The organism is Coleofasciculus sp. A1-SPW-01, assembly GCF_040217205.1.
GTDB classification, from domain to species: Bacteria; Cyanobacteriota; Cyanobacteriia; order Cyanobacteriales; family Coleofasciculaceae; genus Coleofasciculus; species Coleofasciculus chthonoplastes_A.
The window spans coordinates 34,829-55,131 of sequence record NZ_JAVJNP010000159.1; the positions used below are offsets into that span (position 1 = coordinate 34,829).

Consider the following 20,303-nt stretch of genomic DNA (forward strand, 5'->3'; position numbering starts at 1 on the left):
CGAGCGTGGGTTGTAGAGACGTAGCATGCTACGTCTCTACTCCGGTAAAACGTCTGGGTGGGGGAGCTAATTTTGTTGGATATAGGATTTAAATACATCCACTAATTCAGCACGGCTGACAATTAACGTAGGAAACGATCGCCCACCATAATCTTGACCTGCTTTCAACGGGAAAATTGGGTCTGACTCCAACGACACCCAAACCGCACCTGCGGCTTTCACAATCACCCACGCCCCAGCAATATCCCAAATTTTGGGTGTTGCTTCCATCCCGCCCAGAACCGCTCCTGTGGCAACGGTGATGAAGTTATAACTGGCAACCCCTAACATGCGAATTTTACAGGGGAAGGGTTGCTGTAAGAGGGAGGTACTGCGAGAGCAAAGGTTGAAAAAGTGGTTACTACTGAGTTCATCCGGACTACTGTGGATAGAAAACTCATTCATAAACGCGCCAGGGATAATATCGGGTAATCCAGATTCTCCCGCCCAAAAGCCATGAAAGGATTGCCCAATCGGGGGGAAATGGACATATCCAAATACAGGTGTGCCATGATACAGCAAGCCCAGAGAGATCCCCCAAATCGGAATGCCTCGGGTAAAGTTAGTCGTACCATCTAAGGGATCGATAATCCAACACCACTCTGTATCTGGAAAGCGATGTTCCCCTTCCTCACTGAGGATTCCGTGACTAGGAAACCGAGACGCGATCGCCCGACGAAGTGTCTCATCCGCCCAATGATCTGCTTTGGTTACCAAACTCCCATCCGCTTTCTGCGACGCCTGTACCTGGCGAAAATCAGGCAGGAGTTGGATACCGACATGGTTAGTAATCTCTTTAGCAAAGTCAAGTACAGACGCCCAAAATTCCTTCATTGGTTAAACATCCATTACATAATCCCTCATCCGGAGTTCCAGGACAGAAATTGTCACACCCCAAATTAGGTCAGGGCGGGTTTCGTTACATCTGGGTCAACCCAAACCGATAATCGTCAAACCCGCCCCTACAATATTATCCGTCTAAATCGTTTTCCATAACCGTCGCGATCGCTTGCTTGGTATTATCCCGAAATTCTTGCACGTTCACTCGTCCCAAAAACCAAATCGCGGCAATCATGCCTACGGCTTGCAAGGCAAATACCAAACCATACGCTAACACAGGTGCGGTAAACAAGGCTTCTCCAATGGACAACACCCAACCGCCGATAAAGGTGGCTAACCCCCGCGCCATCGCTTGGGCTAATCCCCATGCGCCAATAAAGGTTCCGGCGGTTTCCGCTGCTGTTAAATCCAGCATCAGACTTAATCCTCCCGTGGTGGTGATTCCCGCCGCTAGACCAAATAACAGCATCGCCAGCTTCAAAATCTCCCCCTGTTGCGTAAATCCGGCTAGAATAATCAGGCAGAAGCTAATGGCTACGGATAGACATCCCAATTTCGTCGTATTCTGCTTACCGATACGAGGTACGACTAAAAACCCGGTGGTACTCACACCGATTAATGTGCCTAAGCCCCAATAGGAGTTGAGCCGAGTCGTTTCACTAATGGGCATGCCAAAGACATCAGCGCCATAAGGTTCTAACACGCCTTCCTGCATAAATAAGCTAATTGTCATCACCAGTAAAAAGGTGAAAAATAAACCCGTTTGGCGACTGGCGGTTAACACTTTCAGCGCTCTACCCAACGTAACTTGGTCTTCTCGCTCCACTAAACTTGAACGGGAGGCGTAGCGGGAGTATTTTTTCTCAATTCCCAGAGTTGCCAGCAGGGTTAATCCGATCACCACCAGTGGCACGATGATAAACAGGCGATTGAGGGGAGTCTGTAATGTGGCTAAGGGTGATGAGAGAACCTCTGCACTAACCTGTGAGCCTGTTTCTGCCGGATCAAGGCTTTTGAGCAAGATTCCCCCAGTAATCCCGCCAATAATAATACCCACCATTAGCATTGACCAGGTTGTGCCGATTAACTTGGAGCGATTGTCCTCATCCGAAACATCCACCAGCATGGCAGTAAATGGGGTAGAACTGGCACTCAGGGCTAAACCATAGAGGGTAAAAATTAATCCCAATATCCCTGTCCAGCCTAATATTTCGGTATTTAATGTCCAGCCTCCAGCGGTTTGTACGGCTGCACCCAGTTGCCACATCACCTGAACCGCCAAAAAAGCCGCGATCGTAAATCCGGCGGTGCCAAGCCAAACATAACCACTGCGGTGATATCCAAATAGGGGTTTAGCATCAGAAAGTTGACCAAACCAAATTCTAGCTGGGGCAACCAGTTGATGCATGGCTAATACCCCCGTAGCATAAGCGGGATTAATCCCCAGTTCGCTAATCATTACCCGGTTGAGGATACCCAAGGTGAGAATCGCCATAATCCCTAACCCCATCTGGAATAAACCCAGGCGGAACATGGTTAAAATACTGATTCTGGGCAGGGGTTTGTCTGGGGATGAGGGAGTGGACGAAGACTGAGTAAAATCACTGGTTTCCATAGCCGTTAAGACGCGATCGCTTTTTCTGGATGACCTTATAAAACTATACGTTTCCTGAGGGTCTGTAACCAATAAACCCGATAAAATCCAAGAAATATGCACAAATGTAACAAACTCAGAAATCTCTGGTGCGGGGAGGTTATCGGAATCCTCTAGGCTTTCAACTGGGAAAATGTGGTTAATGCCCCTTAGTTGACAATAGTCCGACGAGCAAGGATAGAGAAAGATAGAATAAACGTAAATTTTGGCTCGGCAAAGACTATGGCAACCTCCATCCTTGACCTATCTCCAGAACTTGAACAACAACTTCTGGGTCTCCCACCCAGCGACAAACTTCGCCTCATCCAACTGCTTGCCCAAAGTCTCAACGATATTTGGAATAGCCCTTCCCCAGAATCCTCCACCCAGCTTTCCGAGTTTTTTCGCTGCTCTCCCTTGGCTGAAGTCGCTGCGACTGGAGAACTCGACCTCAGTCGCGATCGCTCTGTCCCAGGCGATCGTTTTGTCCTATGACCTATCTCCTTGATACCTGCCTCATTTCCGAACTGGTTGCTAAACAGCCCAATCAGCGAGTTGTAGACTGGCTTGATGCCCAACCCCTCGGGAGCATCCCAATTTGGCAGCAGTATCACGCCGGGGAGAGGGGAGTAAGAGAATCCGATCCCCCTTCTCCCCACGGACCGGAGTTGGGGTTAGGGGATGAGGGGGAAAATGTCAAGGAGTATATAGACACAGCTTAAAACCTTGTCAGTATTAGTTTGCACCTTAAGTTGACACCAATGAGCAGTGCTGTTCCCCTACAGGCAGCGCCTGTGCCAACTCGCTATCTAACCCGATACAATAAACATTAAGAAATGTAACAAACTCAGAGCGCAGGGAATGACAATACAGACAACCACCTTGGCTGAAAATGGTCCCACCCTAACCAGTGTTGGCATCGGCACTTGGGCGTGGGGCGATACGCTGTTTTGGGGCTACGGCAAAGATTATGGAGTATCTCAGGTAAGAGACGCCTTTGCCGCTACCTTAGATGCAGGAGTCAGCTTTTTTGACACAGCGGAAGTGTACGGATTAGGAGAATCCGAGTCGCTGTTGGGACGATTTATGAAAGAATTCGGGCGTCCAGCCCAGATTGCCACAAAATACTTTCCTGTACCCTGGCGGTTTACATCACAGTCAGTATCGGACGCTTTAACGGCTAGCTTAAAACGGTTACAGGTTGAGCAAATCGAACTGTATCAGGTTCATTCTCCCTTCAGCTTCTTCATGAGTCAAGAAACCCTAATGAATGCCTTGGCGGATGAGGTGCAACGGGGGAGAATTGCCACGGTGGGGGTGAGTAATTACTCCGCTGAACAAATGCGGGAGGCACACGGTTATCTAGCCGCCAGGGGAATTCCTTTAGCAGTGAATCAGGTGCAATATTCCCTACTGGAGCGGAAAATTGAACGGAATGGGGTTTTGGATACAGCGCGGGAGTTGGGGGTGACGATTTTGGCGTATAGTCCTTTAGCCCAAGGATTATTAACTGGGAAGTATACCCCAGAAAATTACGTGAAACCCACAGGGGCGCGTAGTCTTGATCCGCGTTTCAGTAAAGGGGGGTTAGAGAAAATTGCCCCTGTGATTAAACTGTTGCGCCAATTGGGGGAAAAATACGATCGCACGCCTGCACAGGTGGCGTTAAATTGGTTAATTGCCCAAGGCGTCGTACCAATTCCGGGGGCGAAAACAGCCCAGCAAGCCCAGCAAAATGCCGGGGCGTTGGGGTGGAGTTTAACGCCTGAAGAGGTGGAACAGTTGGATCAGGTGACTCGCGGTTTTTGATGGTGCAGGGGAGATGGGGTGATGGGGAGATGGAGAGATGGGGGAGTTCACTCAAAATTGAATAAGGGCGGGTTTTGCCAAAAAATTTAGGTAAAACAATTCAAGTTTGTCCCTAAACCCGCCCCTACAAACTATATCCCTTGAGCGAAGCGAAGGATCAAAACTCAAAACTTCCCAGACGTACTACACATAGCGCAAACGGATTAATTTTTCAAGCTTTGACGCTATATCTGACATAACCTATAGTCAAGGTTTAGCAACAATTAACAGCAGATTATCAGATGGTAAGAGAGCTTGAACGGGAACGCATCAATGGTGATTTTCCGGAAACGGCACCGACGGCAAATCCGGTGTTTTTCCGAACCTACAGCCGCCGCACCGCTAAGGGTAGAGAGACGTGGAAGGAGGTGTGCGATCGCACTATCCAAGGCTTAAGCAAACTGGGTAAGCTGACTCCCGCAGAAACCGCCCTGCTGGAGAAGATGATGCACCAGATTAAAAGTTTACCCTCCGGGCGCTGGTTATGGGTCGGAGGCACCGATTGGCTGGAAAATCCGGAGAATTTCTCTGGCGCTTATAATTGTACGTCTACGAATGTGTTAGACTGGCGTGCCTTTGGCTTAATGATGGATCTCGCCATGATGGGCTGCGGCACAGGGGCGGTTTTGGAACCCCAATACATTAACCAGTTACCCCCAATTCGTAATCATCTGCATGTAATCTTAGAGGGGGAAATTGGTACAACACCATCGGAGGAACGCCGGGAAAAAACCGAGGTCAAAATTGATGGAAATCAGGTGACCATTTATGTCGGGGACTCCCGTCAAGGGTGGGTTCAGTCCTATCAAAGTCTGTTGGAATTATCCACAGATGAACGATTTTCTGGTGAAGTTCAGGTATCCATTAATGTGAGTGATATCCGTCCCGCCGGAGAATCCCTAAAAGGCTTTGGCGGGGTGGCAAATCCGGTTAAATTACCAGAACTGTATCAGCGATGTGCGGCGATTTTAAATAAAGCCGTGGGACGGCAATTAAATTCAGTCGAATGCTGTCTTTTAATTGATGAAGCCGCTGTCGTGGTTGTCGCCGGAAACGTCAGGCGTTGTTTACCCGAAGGTTCCCTGGTTCACACGGAGTCGGGATTAGTCGCCATTGAAAAAATTCGGATTGGCGATCGCGTTTTAACCAGTAACGGGTTTTATCCGGTAACCAACTTCTTTGATCAAGGCGTTCAATCCCTCTGTCGAATTAAAACCGAGGATGGTTATTTAGACTGTACCCCTGACCATAAAGTTGCTGTATTAACCGACATTTATGGCAACTACACAATGGTTAAAGCCAAAGACTTGAAACCAGGCGATCGCTTAGTCTTTGTCCCCCAGACAATTCCGGGAACCCCAACAGAGTTACCGGAATTAAAAGGGAAACGAAGTTCCCATGATAAACCAATCACCGTGCCAGCGTTAACGTCAGAGGTGGCATATTTCTTAGGGTATTTACAAGGAGAGGGTTTAGTCAGTTCTGATGGTTGGCGGGTTCCCTTGCGGATTCACCAAGATAGTCCGCAAATTCTAGAACGCTTGATTGCGGTGGCTGAACAGTTTGGGTTACCCACTCATACGTTAAGAACACCAGAACAGGGAAAAACAAAGACCTTTGAATTACAACTCAATTCTGCCGCCCTGAATCAGTATCTTTCCCAGTTTAAGCAGCCGTTTACCTCACCCTCTGTACCCGACTGTATCTTATTGGGAACTCAGACGATTCGGGAAGCCTATTTAGCCGGTTTAGCGGATGCTGATGGATGTCATTCTCAAGGAGTTTTAGTCACTTCCGTTCATCCCGACTTTTTGCGGCAAATCCAGACTCTCTATGCCTCTTTGGGAATTGCCACACGGTTGTGTGCCTCAATTCGTAAGCGCACAGGGAAATGGGAAGGTGAGTTAGTGACTGTCGGTGAATCGGCTGATTTAGCTGTACAAACCTTCATGTCTACTGACTCCAGTACCTTTAGTGAACGACAACGACAACGCCCCAAATCGTTTCACGATCATGGATTTCCCCTAGACATAGTGGAACCTTTGGTCAGTACCTATCGCGATAATTATGGAACAGGTGAAACGCAAGTCATTACCCCAACCGTAAAGCGATTGGTTCCGGAATCTACGGAGTTAATTCCCGTCAAAGTTAAGTCTGTAGAAACTAACGTTCGCACCGCACCAACCTATGACATTGAAGTGGCAACGATTCATGAATTTGTCTGCGAAGGGATTCTGGTGTCTAATAGTGCGGGGATGCGCCAAGGGGTTAGTGATGATGAAAAGTTTGTTAATGCTAAGGATAACCTTTGGCAACAAGATGAACATGGAAATTGGCGGATTGATCCGGAACGTGATGCGTTGAGGATGGCAAATCATTCCCGTGTTTTTCATCATAAGCCTACCTTAGATGAATGTATTGCTGCCGTTCGCAAACAATATTATTCCGGTGAAGGTGCGATTCAATGGGCGGGAGAAGCCGTAGCACGAGCAAGTTGTGATTTGCTAGATACTCAAGCCTTGAGAAAAGAGTTTCTGCAAGCCTACGAACAAGGAAAAGCGAGTCACTGGTTACAGGAAAAGTATCCGAATTTGACCCCCGATGAAATTGAGCATCGTTTGCAGCGGTTTGGCTTAAATCCCTGCGTGACGGCTGATACTTGGGTGCATACGGAATTTGGTCCCCGCCAAGTTAACGATTTAATCGGGAAACAACATGGAACTTACGTGAATGGGGAACTGTTTAGCACAACAGCCGATGGCTTTTTCTATACGGGCGATCGCGCCGTCTTCACCCTAGCCACAAAAGAGGGGGTTTCCCTACGTCTGACAGGAAACCATCAAATTTTGCGTATTAGCGCCCAAACCCAAAAGCGTCAATATACCGAATGGGTAGCGGCTGAGGAATTGAAACCAGGCGATCGCGTCTGCTTGCACAATCACCGAGGAATTCAGCCTTGGCAAGGTGTGGGAACATTTAACCAAGGATGGTTATTAGGGAGTCTCGTTGGTGACGGATCACTCGCCCAAACTCAAGCAATCGTGCGATTCTGGGGTGACTCTCATGTCAAAATGGCAGAGTCTGAAGTAGCAACCCTCCAAAACAATGGTGTTTGTACTGTAAATTTAGGGGGTGATTCTGATCGCCAACCGGATTTACAGCAAGTGGCGTCAAGTGGGTTAGCGAAACTAGCCGCCCAGTTCAAGATTCATCGCGGTCAAAAAATAGTGACGCCAGAAGTTGAACAAGCCAGCTACGAGTTTTATCAGGGATTCCTACAAGGCTTATTTGATGCCAATGGTAGCGTGCAAGGAACGCCAATCAAAGGCATTAGCGTGCGTTTAGCCCAACATAATCTTGAATTACTGCAAGCCGTACAGCGGATGCTGCTGCGCTTGGGAATTGTTTCTACGGTTGATCAAAATCAGCCCAAATTGGTAATAGCTAACGACAACCTGATTGAATTCCGCGATCGCGTGGGTTTCCGTCAGCCGGAAAAACAGCAAAAGTTGGATAATTTACTCAACGGATACAAGCGTCAGCTAAACCGGGAACGCTTTGTTGTCACCGTTGAGTCGGTTTCTCCTACTGGTATCGAATCCGTTTACGATTGCACCGTTCCAGGTGTCTCTCGCTTCGATGCCAATGGCATTGTCGCACACAATTGCGGTGAAATTATCGGCTCAGTATTCCATTGTAATTTAGCCGAAATTCACCTGAATCAAATTGATCCGAATAACGAGAAGGAACAAGAGGAAGCCTTTAGTGCGGGGGCGCTTTCCGTTGCCATTTTACTCAACCATGAATTTGTTGAGGAACGATATCAAAAATCACGGGAATTAGACCCCATTGTCGGCGTATCCTTCACCGGATTATTCGATTTCTTTGTCAAGGCGTTTGGCGCAGACTGGTTACACTGGTGGGCAGAAGGGCGCCCCGATACGGATCAAGGTGTACAGTTTAAGCAACAAGAAAAAGCCTATTTAACCCGGTGGCGCGATATTGTGCATCGGGTAGTGTGGGAGTATTGCGATAAGCATGGGATTAAACGCCCCAATCGCTGTACAACCGTGCAACCGTCTGGAACAAAATCGCTACTCACAGGCGCATCTCCGGGTTGGCATCCTCCTAAGGCACAGCGATTTATTCGCCGAATTACATTCAGAAAGAATGATCCGGTGGCGTTAGCTTGTCTGGAATACGGGTACAATGTCACGCCATCCCAATCCGATAAAGATGAAAACGGGAATCTATTAAATGATCCCTTTGCTGAAGCCTGTTCGGAATGGCTGGTGGAAATTCCCGTGGCTGTATCCTGGGCAGATTTACCCGGTGCTGATGAAATTGATATCAGTCAGTTTTCGGCATTGGCTCAAATGGATTTTGCCATGCAAGTTCAGCGCTGGTATGTGACACACAATACATCGTCCACCTGGGAATTGCGCGTTAATGAAGTTGAACCCTTAGGAGAGCGGATTTACCAAGCGATTCAAAATGATGAAGGGTATATTTCAGCGGCGCTATTGGCGCGGTTTGATGACCATCAATCCTTCCCCCGTTTGCCTTTTGAGCCGATTGATAAAGCCACATACAACCAATTGATGGAAGAAGTACAACAGCGACGAAAAGTCTCTGAGTTCTATTCGGCTTTGGAGAAATATGATGCTGGCGAATTAATGGAAGCCGGACCCGTGGGTTGTGATTCGGATAAATGTATGTTCCCAGAACAGACACCGAATTCATAATTCATCGTTCGGATAAACCTCCCGACTAAAACCATTTGAGTTCCCTCCCCTTGGCAAGGGGAGGGTTAGGGAGGGATAAACTCAAGGTATTGAAGATTTTTGAGCTTAAGTGAACACCAATGCAAGCGGGTTGTCCCTACAGGTGGATATGAAAAAATCGGTAAAAGTTAAACCCAACTCGAAAACCCAATCGATAGAAGAAATGGCGGATGGGACTTTAAAAGTGAACCTGAAGTCGCCGCCTGTGGATGGGAAAGCGAATAAGGAGTTAATTGAGCTATTGGCTGAAAAGTTCAATGTTACCAAGTCTCAAGTTCAGATTAAATCAGGGTTGTCGTCTAAAATAAAATTAATTGAAATTGTTGCAGATTAGAATTGTTTTCAAATTTGAGATCGATTTCGTAGTTGCGCTTTAGTGCTAAAAACGCTTAATTCAGCGTATTCAATCAGATATCCTAGTGCAAGAAGGCAGGAATAACTGAACCGCTAATATCTCCCCCAGCTTCCCAGACGTAGCATGCTACGTCTCTACATGCTCCCCCAGCTTCATCGTATCTACGAAGCTGCTCAAGTATTGTTCCCAAGCGGCACTAGGTTCCCGCGCCAGATTTTGACAAGATCAAGCTGTCATGCATTTAGATTGGAAATGGGTAGCGAGCAAGATGCTCACACTACAAGGTTGCAAGGTAAAAGGAAATGATAACTGACGAGAAGAACATGATCGAATGATTCATAAATCTCAATGTTTTTGCCAGTAAACTGGGGAAAAACGTTACAAAAATTAAATGGACACAATAAAAGTTAACGGTGGAGATTAGGGAACAGGAAACAGGGAACAGTAAGGGTTTGAGGACTATTTACAAGACTTAGTACAGTGCCGTTTTCTTTTGTCCGACTACTTAGTGCAAGAAGGCAGAACGCAGGATACAGAAGGAAAGAAAGCTTGTACAGTAAGCTGTTGCACCTTTTAAAACTGGATAGTTATTTCTGCCGCGCTGCACTAGGTTTTCCTGATCTTCTCAAAATCTTCACAGAAGCCTATAGAAGTTTTACACGGGCTTTACCCATTGGCATAGTTTAGCTTTTTATAATACAAAATATCTGAGAGTCGGCTGGCTTTGTCACCACTCAATAACTAAGTAAGGAAAGAAATCATGAAAAGCAATCTGAATAAATTACTGGTTGGCGCATCAATTCTTGCCAGTGTCACTGGGCTTGCTACTGCCCCCGCTTCCGCAACAACATTTACTCTCTCTGGTTCAGACATTATTAAATATGAGGCGATCGATACGAATAATGATGACATATTGGATACAACGGTAGCCAATCCAAACGCCGATATCAATGCTCTCCTACAAGGAAATTGCAGTGCTTTCGCCTATAGTCCTGATTACGAATGTAACCCTGGTGAACCCGGTGGAAACCTAGAATTATTCGCCAGCAGCGAACAACTCAACCTGAATCAATTTTTGGCGCATGATGAAGTTACCAGTTTAGAAGCGACGTTTGATGATGGTAGAAGCATGACACTGAGTAGCCTTACGGCAGTGGACTGGTTTGGAGAAGACTTAAAAACTGGCTATGGAGCAAATACATTAGCCAATAGATGGTTTAGTGATGCCCTGGATGCCTACAATATTAACGATAGTTTACTTGGCTTGTTGGGTTACAGCCAAGAGAGTTTATACGACACATTCCTGAACAGCGGTGGGTTTCAACGGTTCAGTGACGCGAATATCAGCTACGTCAATAATAATAACGGCACAGTGGATATTGGTTTAGCAGGTCACTTAGACGCGAGACACATGTTATTAGGCGTCTCTTCCGTACAATTTGGGATACCATTGCAAGCCAGTGAGGTCGTTAAAGTAACTCATAACGGTAGAACAAGTTATGCTTACACCTTCAGTGCGGCTGATTCTACCCTTTCGTCCAACGATGGAACCCATTCGCACACTGGAGTCTACGATCCACAGTTTACGCTTGATCCAGTTGACGTGCCAGAACCGTCGATTCTGCTCGGCTTAATTGGCGTAGGTGGTTTAGTCGCCGCCAAACGCCAGAGCAAAAAATCTTAGGTCAAATGTCGCTGAGATAGACGCTTGTAACAATTAGATCAGTTAGATCAGTTTTTAGGGAGCCAACAGGCTCCCTTTGTGGTTTGAAGATCTGATTTTTGTCGGTGAGTATGCATACTTCGGCGGAAATACACCATTTTTTTACAAAATGTTACCAAAGGTATACTGTTTGCTAGATTATTTTATATATATTTAGTTGAGTAGTGATTAGCACATATAAAATAAAATGTCTACAACTTCATCAAAACTTTATCGATTTTTTGCGAAACTTCATGTAAACTTTATAAAGAGATGAGGAAATGTGTGTGCAGGCGACGAAAGCTCAAGGGCTGAAGACATCACCTGTTAGAGGACAACCAGAGGTTATTAGAGCCAAAAGAGGGTTAGCCAAAGCCTAACCCTGTGTATGTGCTGTTAAGAAGGCTCAACCTATAAAGTCACGGAGATACTGCAATGAAAATCAATATCCAGAAACTGCTCGTCGGGGCATCAGTTGCCGTGGGTGTCAGTGCGATCGCCACCAATCCAGCGTCGGCTGCATCTCTGACTAACCCTAAAGTGACGGGTGAAAAGGGAGTGGACTATTTCATCTACGAATACGTCCCCAATCCAGATCCTACAGCGACGGCGGATTTTACCAAGCTCAACAACGATGCTGATTTGGAAACAGTCTTGCAAGGAAGTTGCTCAGTTGGAGGAGCGTTCATACCCAGCAACAGTTGTAACAAAGGTGAACCAGGGGGCAATGTTGAGCTATTCGCAAATAGTGAACGATTATCCTTTGATGAATTCTTGAACTACACCACGGTGACTAGCTTAACGGGTGATCTGGGGGACAAAAGCATTACCCTGAGCAGTTTGACGGCAACAGATTGGTTTGGGGAAACCTTGGATACTAGCTATAACGATAATGGCGATAATTTGAATTTGGCGAACGAGTGGTTTGAGGCGGCTTTAACCTCCTATGGCATCACCAATGGTTTGCTAGAAATGGCAAACATGTTTATGCCCACAATTCCCAATAGTAAAGAGAGTCTGTTCAACGAATTCCGGGATAAGGGTGGATTTCAACGATTCAGCGATCCGAATATCGCCTATGTTGAAATGGATGATATGACGGGAAGTCTAGAGGTTGGGCTAGCGGGGCACTATGATGCCGTTGACCTAATCTTTGATGATTTAACCGATCAGCAGAAAGGTATGTTGTCAATGGTCTGGGGTGACCGACCCGTGCAAGCTGCTGAACTTGTCAAGATTACCTATGAGGGAGAGACTACCTACCATTACAGCTTCAGCGCTGCAAAATCTGGGTTGCTTGAACAGGGGGATATGATGTCTCATACAGGTCTCTACGATCCTGAGCTAACCAGTAATGTGGAAGTGGAAAAGGCTCCTGAACCCTCCTTTATACTAGGAAGCCTGTTGGCGGCGGGTGGCATGTTTGCTGCTAAGCGCAAGCAGAAAAAATAGTCAGCTACAGATAAGAACGTTTGTATTATATCAGAGGGAGATAACTCCCTCTTTTTTTTGTGCGATCGCCTGCCCACGACTTGACGATCCAAAAACTTCATCAAAACTTTATATAAACTTCACGGTTACTTTACCTCATCAGGGTTATACATCTCATAGATTAAGAAGGAACTCGTATATCTACAACAGAGAACACCCAATATGAAAAGGTTATCCATTGTGATCGCTGGAACAGCTATAGCTCTAGGAACAGTGGGTATGGCTCCGGTTGAGGCAGCTACTGTTACCAATCTCAAGTATTCTGGATATCTGAGTGTGCAATCGCAGTATTTGCCTTATCTACCCGGTGTTGATATTACTGGGGATGAGGTAACAATACCCATAGACCAGGATTTCGATATTGACAACCTTAGCGGCAGGCTATCTGATACAGGGGATACTATGTTAACCATTCCTTGGAAAAATGCATCTGACACCTTGTCAGATCTCTTTCCAGAATTCTTGTCATTTTTTTATCAAGATGATTTACTGACTTCTTTTCAGGGAAGTGGTTCTGTTTTTGATATTCAAAACAATAAACTATCGGATTTTAATTTCATTTACGACACACCCACAGGTGAAATGGTTGTGGACGGCTATGATTTTAATGAAATTGAATCCTGTTTGTCAGCTACATGTATCGTAACAGGTCAAGGAGGTATCTCCTTATCCGTTCCTGTCGCTGCCATCGGTATTCCGATTCCAGGAACAATACCGGTTGACGCTGATATAAGTTTTAATCTAACGCAAACGGCAAAACCTCTTTCTTCAACACAAACTCCATCGGCTCCAGAACCCTCATTTTTATTAGCAAGTTTATTGGCGGGGGGAGGTTTATTGAACGCCAAACGCAAACGAGCGAAAGTGAGTTAAATTAAGCGATTAAGCTAGGTTTTCTTCAAATCAAGCCAATCGCTACACATATAAGGAAAATTTATCACCTTATGTACGGGAGAGCCAATTATTTCTCAAACCGTTCCATCAAACAATCGGCAATGCGTCGCGCTGCACCCGATTGACCCATACGACGGCGACCATTGTCGGCAATCAGTTGTAAGCGATCTGGGTCTCGCAACAACTGCTGTAGGACTTGGGCGACTCGATCTGGTTGTTCGACTAAAATTAAGGATGGTCCTAATAGTCGGGTTTGGGCTTCAGCAAAAGCGGGGGTGTATTGAGGACCCATTCCCGGAATCGCGATCGCAGGTTTTCCTAATCCGACAAATTGTTCGGTTGCGGTTCCCGCCATGGCAATGGAGCAGTCTGCTTTGAGCAGACAAAGGGTATAGTCGTCTTGGGTTAATATCAAGATGCCATTCTTTTGGGTAAAGGCGATCGCACTCGGATCATTCAACTTCAGATTCACGTCGATGGCTTCCAGAGGCTGCTGAAGCCAGCCATACCCTATCAACGTTTCTTGTAAGGGGTCAAGACTTAAAGCGGGTGCGATCGCGCCGAGAAACACCACAGATCGTTGCTTATAAGCATCCAATAGCCCATTTGCGGCTAGGGCGATTTTCTGCCAATTCTGGTAGGCTTCTGGCATTCTCGAACCAGGCAATAATGCAACAATCAAAGGACGCTGCATTTCTTTTTGTTCGGCATCGGGTTCATAGAATATCGGTTCTGGCTGTTCCGGTTCAATCCCATCCATCATCGGGTTCCCTAAATCCAATGCTGGAATTGACCATTTTTGCAAAATTTCTGTTGTCAGTTTATCTCTAGGAAACACCGCATTGCATCGCTTGCGACTCATCAACCAACGTTCCCATGGCAAATACACAGAACCAGCCCATCCTTCGCGACGCTTACGATTCGGTAACCATCCGGCTTCATCCCGCAGATAATACTCCGATTTAGCCGTTCCCACAAAGGCGTAGGGGGCACCACTTAACCACGCAAACAAAAGCGGGACAATATCTCCCACCGCTAAAATAACCCCGCCGCGTTTCGCCCAACGGCGAACCGCTTTCAATTGCGCCCATGTCAATTTCAACAAACCACTCTGCACATCGCGCAGCAGGTGACGCCCTTCCATATAGATAAAACCACCAGAGGGCATGGTTTGCACGGGTCCAACAATCGGAATATCCAATTGTCGATAGGCTGCACCTTCACCCACTAATGGCAATGCGGCTAATTCGGGCGCATCTGGGCTAGCGTTGAGTTCCTGTAAAATTCGGACAGCAATGACATCTTCTCCGTGCCCGTTGCTGATGCACAGCAGTTGCATAGTTTGGTTATCGGTGATTTGGTAATATCACTATTAATTTACCGGAAATAATGGGTCTAAAGTCCCCTCCTTCTAGGGCGGCTTTTTCTCCAGAGAAATCATCCTATTATAGTAGGATGAATAGTAGTCTGCTGTGATGGCATGAGTTCCGGTCATTGTGTGAGTACGTGCAGTTAATACTGTTCGACTGGTAGGGAATCACCGTCCTTGTAGGGCGGTGAGGATGTCAAAATATAGCAGAGGCACAATTTCCAACGGCAGCAGAACGGATTCGATGCATTGGACAAGTGGCTGGATGGAAGGGTGAAGTCGTAATTGCGTCGCCATCCCTGATGCCAGACAGTTGGAGTTTGCCCTACAATTTAGAACAGCATTGGGTGGTCGATTCTACCCGCATCCGCCAGGAATTGGGTTATGTTGAACCCGTCCTCTTAACAGAAGCACTGAAGTGTACCATTGAGTGAGAACGAATTCACTTGCCTGAAACCGTTTCCTCAGCAGCAGCACCAGAATTGCTGGACTATGATACTGAGGATGCAATCCTAGCTCAATTGGCAACGATTAGGAGTTTGTAGGATAAGTACAACGGCGATTGCGTTAAAACAGGAGTAAACCCCTGCCCTAGTAACAATGAACCAGCCCAACAATCTCGGTCTGGAGAGTTCCAATCATTTTTTGATAGTGAATCATTCGCCTAAATTATCCCCGGAGTCGGACCAACTAAGCACAGAGACATTAGATTCAGGTGTCTCGCCTGAACCATCCAAATCATCAATGACATCGGCTTTAGATATCCCATCCGAAAAGCCAAAATTATCAATGACTGAAAAATGTGGGTTAAATAATCAGTTATCAATTGTTGATCCGCGTCGTCGGAATGGTTTAATTATCTATAAACGTTATCACGCCGAGTTTGCTGGACCTGGTGCCGCCGTCGGTGGAATATTTGATCATGATTGTCGGCAAGTGATACCTGTGGGGGATATGAGGTTGCTCACTCCCGAATCAGCCGATGAGCGAAAACGTGCTTGTTTAATTCGCCGCCAGTGGGCGCAACTGACGATACAAATAACCAATCATCCCACATCAGCCAAACGTGCCCAGAAGATTCTGAGTCAGTTTGAGGGCTTTTTTGATGCCGAAACAATTGCCAAAATACCTGACGAAGCCTTTGCCCTATTGGTGGGTGTATTTCCTTATACAATTCAGATGATTCGAGATTCGCCAAGGAACTAATTAGGGTCTGCGGAATAAGTGTTGTGGTGGGGAGAGGGAATAGGGAACACCTCGACTTCGCTCGGTGTGGAATAGGCAACACCTCGGCTTACCTCGGCTTACCTCGGCTTACTTCGACTTACTTCGACTTCGCTCAGTAAGCTGTCATGCATTTAAATTGGGTATTAGTAGCGAGCAAGATGCAAAGCCTGCGGCATGGCTTCGCTTAACGCACTACAAGGCTTTCGCCGTTATTGATATTAAGGTTTAAATGCCGAACAGCTTAACACGCTCGGTGTGTCTTATGCAATGGTTTCAACCTTCTGTCGTCAACCCTCTGTCGAGGGAAAATTCGGCGCTGACGGTGCAAGTCCCTTAATAATGCTCCAGAGGAGGATATTACGTTTTGTGAATATTTGACTCATCCGAAGCAAACACCAATGATACAACTTACTGGCTGAGTTAAAACAGTGAGTAAACTCATGACAGAGTAACCATGAACCATTCCCCCAATCCAGTTCTAGAGAGTTCCAATCCTTCCTGGATAGTAAATTCTTCACCTAATTTATCCCCGGAATCGGAAACTCTAAGTACAGAAGCATCAGGTTCAGGTTATCCACCCAAACCCCCTAAATCATCAATGATTGAAGAGTTTGGCTTCAATAATCAGTTATTAGTTGTTGATCCGCGTCGTCGAAATGGTTTAATTCTCTGGAAACGTTATCATGCCGAGTTTGCTGGACCCGGTGCTGCTGTGGGGGGCAGATTTGATCAGGATTGTCGGCTCGTGATATCTGTGGGAGATCTGAATTTACTCACTCCAGAATCAGCTGATGAGCGAAAACGTGCTTGTTTAATTCGCCGCCAATGGGTGCAGTTAACTATACAAATAACCAATAACCCAATACCTGAACAACGAGTTCAGACAATTTTGAATCAGTTTTTGGGCTTCTTTGGCACCGGAACGATTTCCCGAATGCTAGATGAAACCTTTGCCCTGTTAGTAGAAGCCTTTGCCCTGTTGGTTGGGGTATCTCCTCATACCGTTGAGATGGTAACCCGAGATTGGTTGGAAAAGAATGACCAATGACCACGGAACGAATTGTCAAAAGTGGCTCAGGTTGGCGTCTAGGTTGGAATCCTCAAGCCACTCATTATCAGGGGTTAGTGGGTACTGATGAGTGGGCAATCGAGCTGACTCAGACGGAGTTAGACGATTTTTGTCGATTGTTAGCACAGCTTGCTCAAGCTATTGAAGACATCGCTGATGAGTTAGTCGATGAGGAGAAAATCACCTGTGAAGCCGAAAGTGATTTGCTCTGGATGGAAGTCGAAGGTTATCCTTCTGCCTATACACTACGCTTTATTTTGAACCAGGAACGTCGTTGTGAGGGGAGTTGGCAAGCCACAGCCGTTCCCGGTTTACGGCAAGCGGCTCAGTCTCTACAAGTATTTTGAGAGAGTTCCAGAGGGGGCTATGAATGAAAGAGATATAGCAACCGCCATGGCTGTTAGGACACATCATTTATGTAGAGACGCGCCATGGCGCGTCTCTACAATGGTGCTTCCCCTCCAACCCTTGTGTCAGAACGTGTTTCGGGAAAGTTGTTAAAATGATGAATCTTATGATAATCTAGGAAAGGTTTCACGGGGCGTAGCGCAGCTTGGTAGCGCACCACTTTGGGGTAGTGGGGGTCGTGGGTTCAAATCCCGCCGCTCCGATCGCAAGATAAGAATTGACCCTGGAGATATTTATTTCTCTAGGGTTAATTCATGGTTAAGGATTCATGACTCAAACCGAAAAATCTTACCAGAACCTTAACAAAAAAAGTCCCCAGTTCTGTCCTTGAATGGCGATAATAGAAACGCGGCGGTAATAGCGCTCTGTGCAATGTACATCAATCCGATTCAAGAGAGGCGTGAACAATGGCAACGTTAACCATGTCCCAGCGTGATTTGTCGGCTTTCACGAAACAGGATGTTGCTGAATTAGCAGGACGTTTAGAACAGGACGAATATGAAAATGCGTTTGCGGGACTAGATGACTGGCATGTACTGCGGGCGCTAGCCTTCCAACGTCCGGATTTGGCAGAACCCTACCTCTACTTGCTAGACCTAGAAGCGTATGATGAAGCGTGAATGAGTCGCGGCGAGTATTGATAGGTATAGGCGGTGGTATCGCCGCCTATAAAGTTTGTCAGGTTATTTCCACCCTGTTTCAGGCTGGGGTGCAAGTTCGGGTGATTCTCACCCAAGCGGCTCAAGAATTTATCACCCCCCTGACTATTTCCACCCTCTCGCGCCATCAGGCGTATACCGATCGCCTATTTTGGCAACCGATTCATAATCGCCCCGTTCATATCGAGTTGGGCGAATGGGCTGATTTATTCGTGATTGCCCCCCTTACCGCCAACACTTTGGGTAAGTTAGCTCACGGTTTAGCGGATAATTTATTAACTAATACCGTTCTCGCCTCCCATTGTCCCGTACTCCTTGCCCCAGCGATGAACACGGATATGTGGGAACAGCAGGCAGTACAACGGAATTGGCAACACCTATTGAGCGATTCCAGGTATCATACGGTGGGACCCGATGCCGGACGATTGGCGTGCGATCGCGTGGGTGCAGGGCGCTTGGCAGAACCCTCCGAGATTCTCGCTGCTATTTATTCAGTGTTATACACAGGTGGTAAGCGGGATTTACTCGGCAAACAGGTATTAATTAGTACAGGTGGCACCAGAGAACATTTAGACCCCGTGCGCTTTATTGGCAATCCCTCTACAGGTAAAATGGGATTGGCATTGGCACAAGCCGCCAAGCATCGCGGCGCCAAAGTGGTGTTAGTTCATGCGCCTCTAACCGAACCCATTCCCCCCGATATTCAGGCAATTTCCGTTGTCAGCGCTGCTGAAATGCGTCAGGTCATGTTATCTTATTTCCCTGAAGCGGATCTGGTAATCATGGCAGCCGCCGTCGCCGATGTCAAACCTGCTGATCATACCTCAGAGAAATTACCCAAAGCCCAGCTTCCCACTGCCTTAGCTTTAGAACCTGTACCCGATATTTTGGCAGAACTCGGACAGCGCAAACAAAGTCATCAGCAGTTAATTGGGTTTGCAGCACAAACTGGCGATATTGTCAAGCCTGCATTAGCAAAATTAAACGCCAAGAATTTAGACGCGATCGCCGCCAATCCCATTGATCAGCCGAATGTGGGATTTGCCAGCGACACCAATCAAGCCATTTTCATTAATAAACAGGGACGCCAGGAGTCGGTTCAACCGTGCAGCAAACTTGAACTCGCCCACGCCTTGCTTAATTTTATACGTTTGTAGTAGGCACTTAAGTGCCTGAAAATGCTAGCACGCTTCGTGCTGACTACAAACAGCCTTATTCATGAATATCTCGTCCTTCAGCAATAAGTAAAATAACCCGTTCCTCCTCATCTTTTAACGGTTTAAGCGAAAAATCCATGCGAACCATGACGCTTTCCTGTTTGCGAAACTGAACGTCCTGTCGCACCAAATCACCATTAGCCGCCTTTTTAATCGCCGCTTTCAACCACTCCTGTATAGAGGGGCAATGATTCCAACACTCCAGTTTCCATACGGGCAAACCGAGTAAATCATCTAATTTATAGCCACTTGCATTTAATGCCGTTTCATTGATATCCACAATCAGCCCTTCTGGAGTCAGCAACATCATGGATTGAAAGGTTTGATTGAAAATTCCCCGGAAACGTCGTTCACTATCCTGGAGTTTTTTGAGAATTTGTCCCCGTTCAATCCCGTACCGAATCGTTTTCACTAATAAGGGAATTGTAATATCATCCTTAAGTAAATAATCTTGCGCCCCATGCGCCATTGCTCCTAGGGCTAATTCTTCGTCATTGGCTCCCGTTAACACAACAATGGGCAGATAGGGAATCGCCTCTCGGAATTCGGTAACGGTTTCTAAGCCATCAGCATCAGGAAGATTCAGGTCTAACAAAACTACATCAATGGGAAAATTCGTACAACTCTCAATCGCATCAGCGAGTCGTTCAACATGATGAAGTTGCCATTCGGTTGGGTCTAAACGTGAAAATCGATGACGCTGCAAGCGAGCATCACTAGGGCTATCCTCCACTAACAGGACATGAATTAGGTGTTTGTCCATAGGAC

General features: G+C 46.6%; 18 protein-coding genes and 1 tRNA gene. 15 read left to right on the forward strand and 4 right to left on the reverse strand.

Going from position 1 to position 20,303, the window contains the following annotated elements; translation table 11 throughout:
• Positions 1-66: 66 nt before the first annotated feature.
• Both RH949_RS23915 and RH949_RS23920 read right to left on the reverse strand, forming a co-directional pair.
• On the reverse strand, positions 67-873 hold the full coding sequence (locus RH949_RS23915; RefSeq protein ID WP_446356650.1) for an inositol monophosphatase family protein: 807 nt from the start codon (positions 871-873) through the stop codon (positions 67-69).
• Between the two features lie 136 nt (positions 874-1,009).
• Positions 1,010-2,494: a BCD family MFS transporter gene (locus RH949_RS23920; protein WP_446356680.1), complete on the reverse strand. Its 1,485-nt coding sequence runs from the start codon at positions 2,492-2,494 to the stop codon at positions 1,010-1,012.
• A gap of 261 nt (positions 2,495-2,755) precedes the next feature.
• On the opposite strand from RH949_RS23920, the gene RH949_RS23925 reads away from it, so the two are divergent.
• From RH949_RS23925 to RH949_RS23960, 8 genes are all read left to right on the forward strand, one after another.
• A complete protein-coding gene (locus RH949_RS23925; RefSeq protein WP_044204771.1) occupies positions 2,756-3,007 on the forward strand; it encodes a hypothetical protein in 252 nt (83 codons plus the stop codon).
• A complete protein-coding gene (locus tag RH949_RS23930) occupies positions 3,004-3,234 on the forward strand; it encodes a hypothetical protein (RefSeq protein ID WP_006098479.1) in 231 nt (76 codons plus the stop codon). The genes RH949_RS23925 and RH949_RS23930 overlap by 4 nt, the downstream gene beginning before the upstream one ends.
• Before the next feature lie 139 nt (positions 3,235-3,373).
• Positions 3,374-4,321 carry an aldo/keto reductase gene (locus tag RH949_RS23935; protein WP_446356652.1) on the forward strand — a complete coding sequence of 316 codons (948 nt, stop codon included), beginning with the start codon at positions 3,374-3,376 and terminating at the stop codon, positions 4,319-4,321.
• A gap of 281 nt (positions 4,322-4,602) precedes the next feature.
• Complete coding sequence (gene nrdJ, locus RH949_RS23940; RefSeq protein ID WP_446356654.1) at positions 4,603-9,105, forward strand: ribonucleoside-triphosphate reductase, adenosylcobalamin-dependent; 4,503 nt, start codon at positions 4,603-4,605, stop codon at positions 9,103-9,105.
• 148 nt (positions 9,106-9,253) lie between these two features.
• Positions 9,254-9,478 (forward strand): DUF167 domain-containing protein, encoded by a 225-nt coding sequence (locus RH949_RS23945; RefSeq protein WP_006098428.1) that lies wholly within the window; start codon positions 9,254-9,256, stop codon positions 9,476-9,478.
• Between the two features lie 781 nt (positions 9,479-10,259).
• Positions 10,260-11,183: an NF038130 family PEP-CTERM protein gene (locus RH949_RS23950; RefSeq protein ID WP_446356656.1), complete on the forward strand. Its 924-nt coding sequence runs from the start codon at positions 10,260-10,262 to the stop codon at positions 11,181-11,183.
• A 453-nt stretch (positions 11,184-11,636) separates the two neighbouring features.
• On the forward strand, positions 11,637-12,653 hold the full coding sequence (locus RH949_RS23955; RefSeq protein WP_446356658.1) for an NF038130 family PEP-CTERM protein: 1,017 nt from the start codon (positions 11,637-11,639) through the stop codon (positions 12,651-12,653).
• A gap of 201 nt (positions 12,654-12,854) precedes the next feature.
• A complete protein-coding gene (locus RH949_RS23960) occupies positions 12,855-13,565 on the forward strand; it encodes a hypothetical protein (RefSeq protein ID WP_044204764.1) in 711 nt (236 codons plus the stop codon).
• A gap of 88 nt (positions 13,566-13,653) precedes the next feature.
• On the opposite strand, the gene RH949_RS23965 is transcribed toward RH949_RS23960, so the two are convergent.
• Positions 13,654-14,925 carry a lipid-A-disaccharide synthase-related protein gene (locus tag RH949_RS23965; RefSeq protein ID WP_446356661.1) on the reverse strand — a complete coding sequence of 424 codons (1,272 nt, stop codon included), beginning with the start codon at positions 14,923-14,925 and terminating at the stop codon, positions 13,654-13,656.
• A 287-nt stretch (positions 14,926-15,212) separates the two neighbouring features.
• On the opposite strand from RH949_RS23965, the gene RH949_RS23970 reads away from it, so the two are divergent.
• The 7 genes from RH949_RS23970 (at position 15,213) to coaBC (ending at position 19,475) form a co-directional block, all read left to right on the forward strand.
• Positions 15,213-15,389, forward strand: coding sequence for a hypothetical protein (locus RH949_RS23970; RefSeq protein ID WP_157453018.1), 177 nt, complete (start codon positions 15,213-15,215; stop codon positions 15,387-15,389).
• Positions 15,390-15,699: 310 nt separating this feature from the next.
• The gene (locus RH949_RS23975; protein WP_006098661.1) at positions 15,700-16,161 is read left to right on the forward strand and encodes a hypothetical protein; all 462 of its coding nucleotides are present in this window, start codon (positions 15,700-15,702) and stop codon (positions 16,159-16,161) included.
• Positions 16,162-16,636: 475 nt separating this feature from the next.
• Entirely contained in the window at positions 16,637-17,230 is a 594-nt protein-coding gene (locus RH949_RS23980; protein WP_446356663.1) for a hypothetical protein, read from the forward strand.
• Positions 17,227-17,598, forward strand: a complete 372-nt coding sequence (locus RH949_RS23985; protein WP_446356665.1) for a DUF1818 family protein — start codon at positions 17,227-17,229, stop codon at positions 17,596-17,598. Before RH949_RS23980 ends, RH949_RS23985 begins: the two co-directional genes overlap by 4 nt.
• 190 nt (positions 17,599-17,788) lie before the next feature.
• Positions 17,789-17,862 (forward strand) — tRNA-Pro (locus RH949_RS23990).
• A 204-nt stretch (positions 17,863-18,066) separates the two neighbouring features.
• The gene (gene isiD / locus RH949_RS23995; RefSeq protein WP_044204758.1) at positions 18,067-18,279 is read left to right on the forward strand and encodes a protein IsiD; all 213 of its coding nucleotides are present in this window, start codon (positions 18,067-18,069) and stop codon (positions 18,277-18,279) included.
• Entirely contained in the window at positions 18,276-19,475 is a 1,200-nt protein-coding gene (gene coaBC / locus RH949_RS24000; RefSeq protein ID WP_446356668.1) for a bifunctional phosphopantothenoylcysteine decarboxylase/phosphopantothenate--cysteine ligase CoaBC, read from the forward strand. Before isiD ends, coaBC begins: the two co-directional genes overlap by 4 nt.
• A gap of 55 nt (positions 19,476-19,530) precedes the next feature.
• Here coaBC and RH949_RS24005 read toward each other — a convergent pair whose 3' ends face one another.
• Positions 19,531-20,298, reverse strand: a complete 768-nt coding sequence (locus tag RH949_RS24005; protein ID WP_006098669.1) for a response regulator — start codon at positions 20,296-20,298, stop codon at positions 19,531-19,533.
• Between the last annotated feature and the right edge of the window lie 5 nt (positions 20,299-20,303).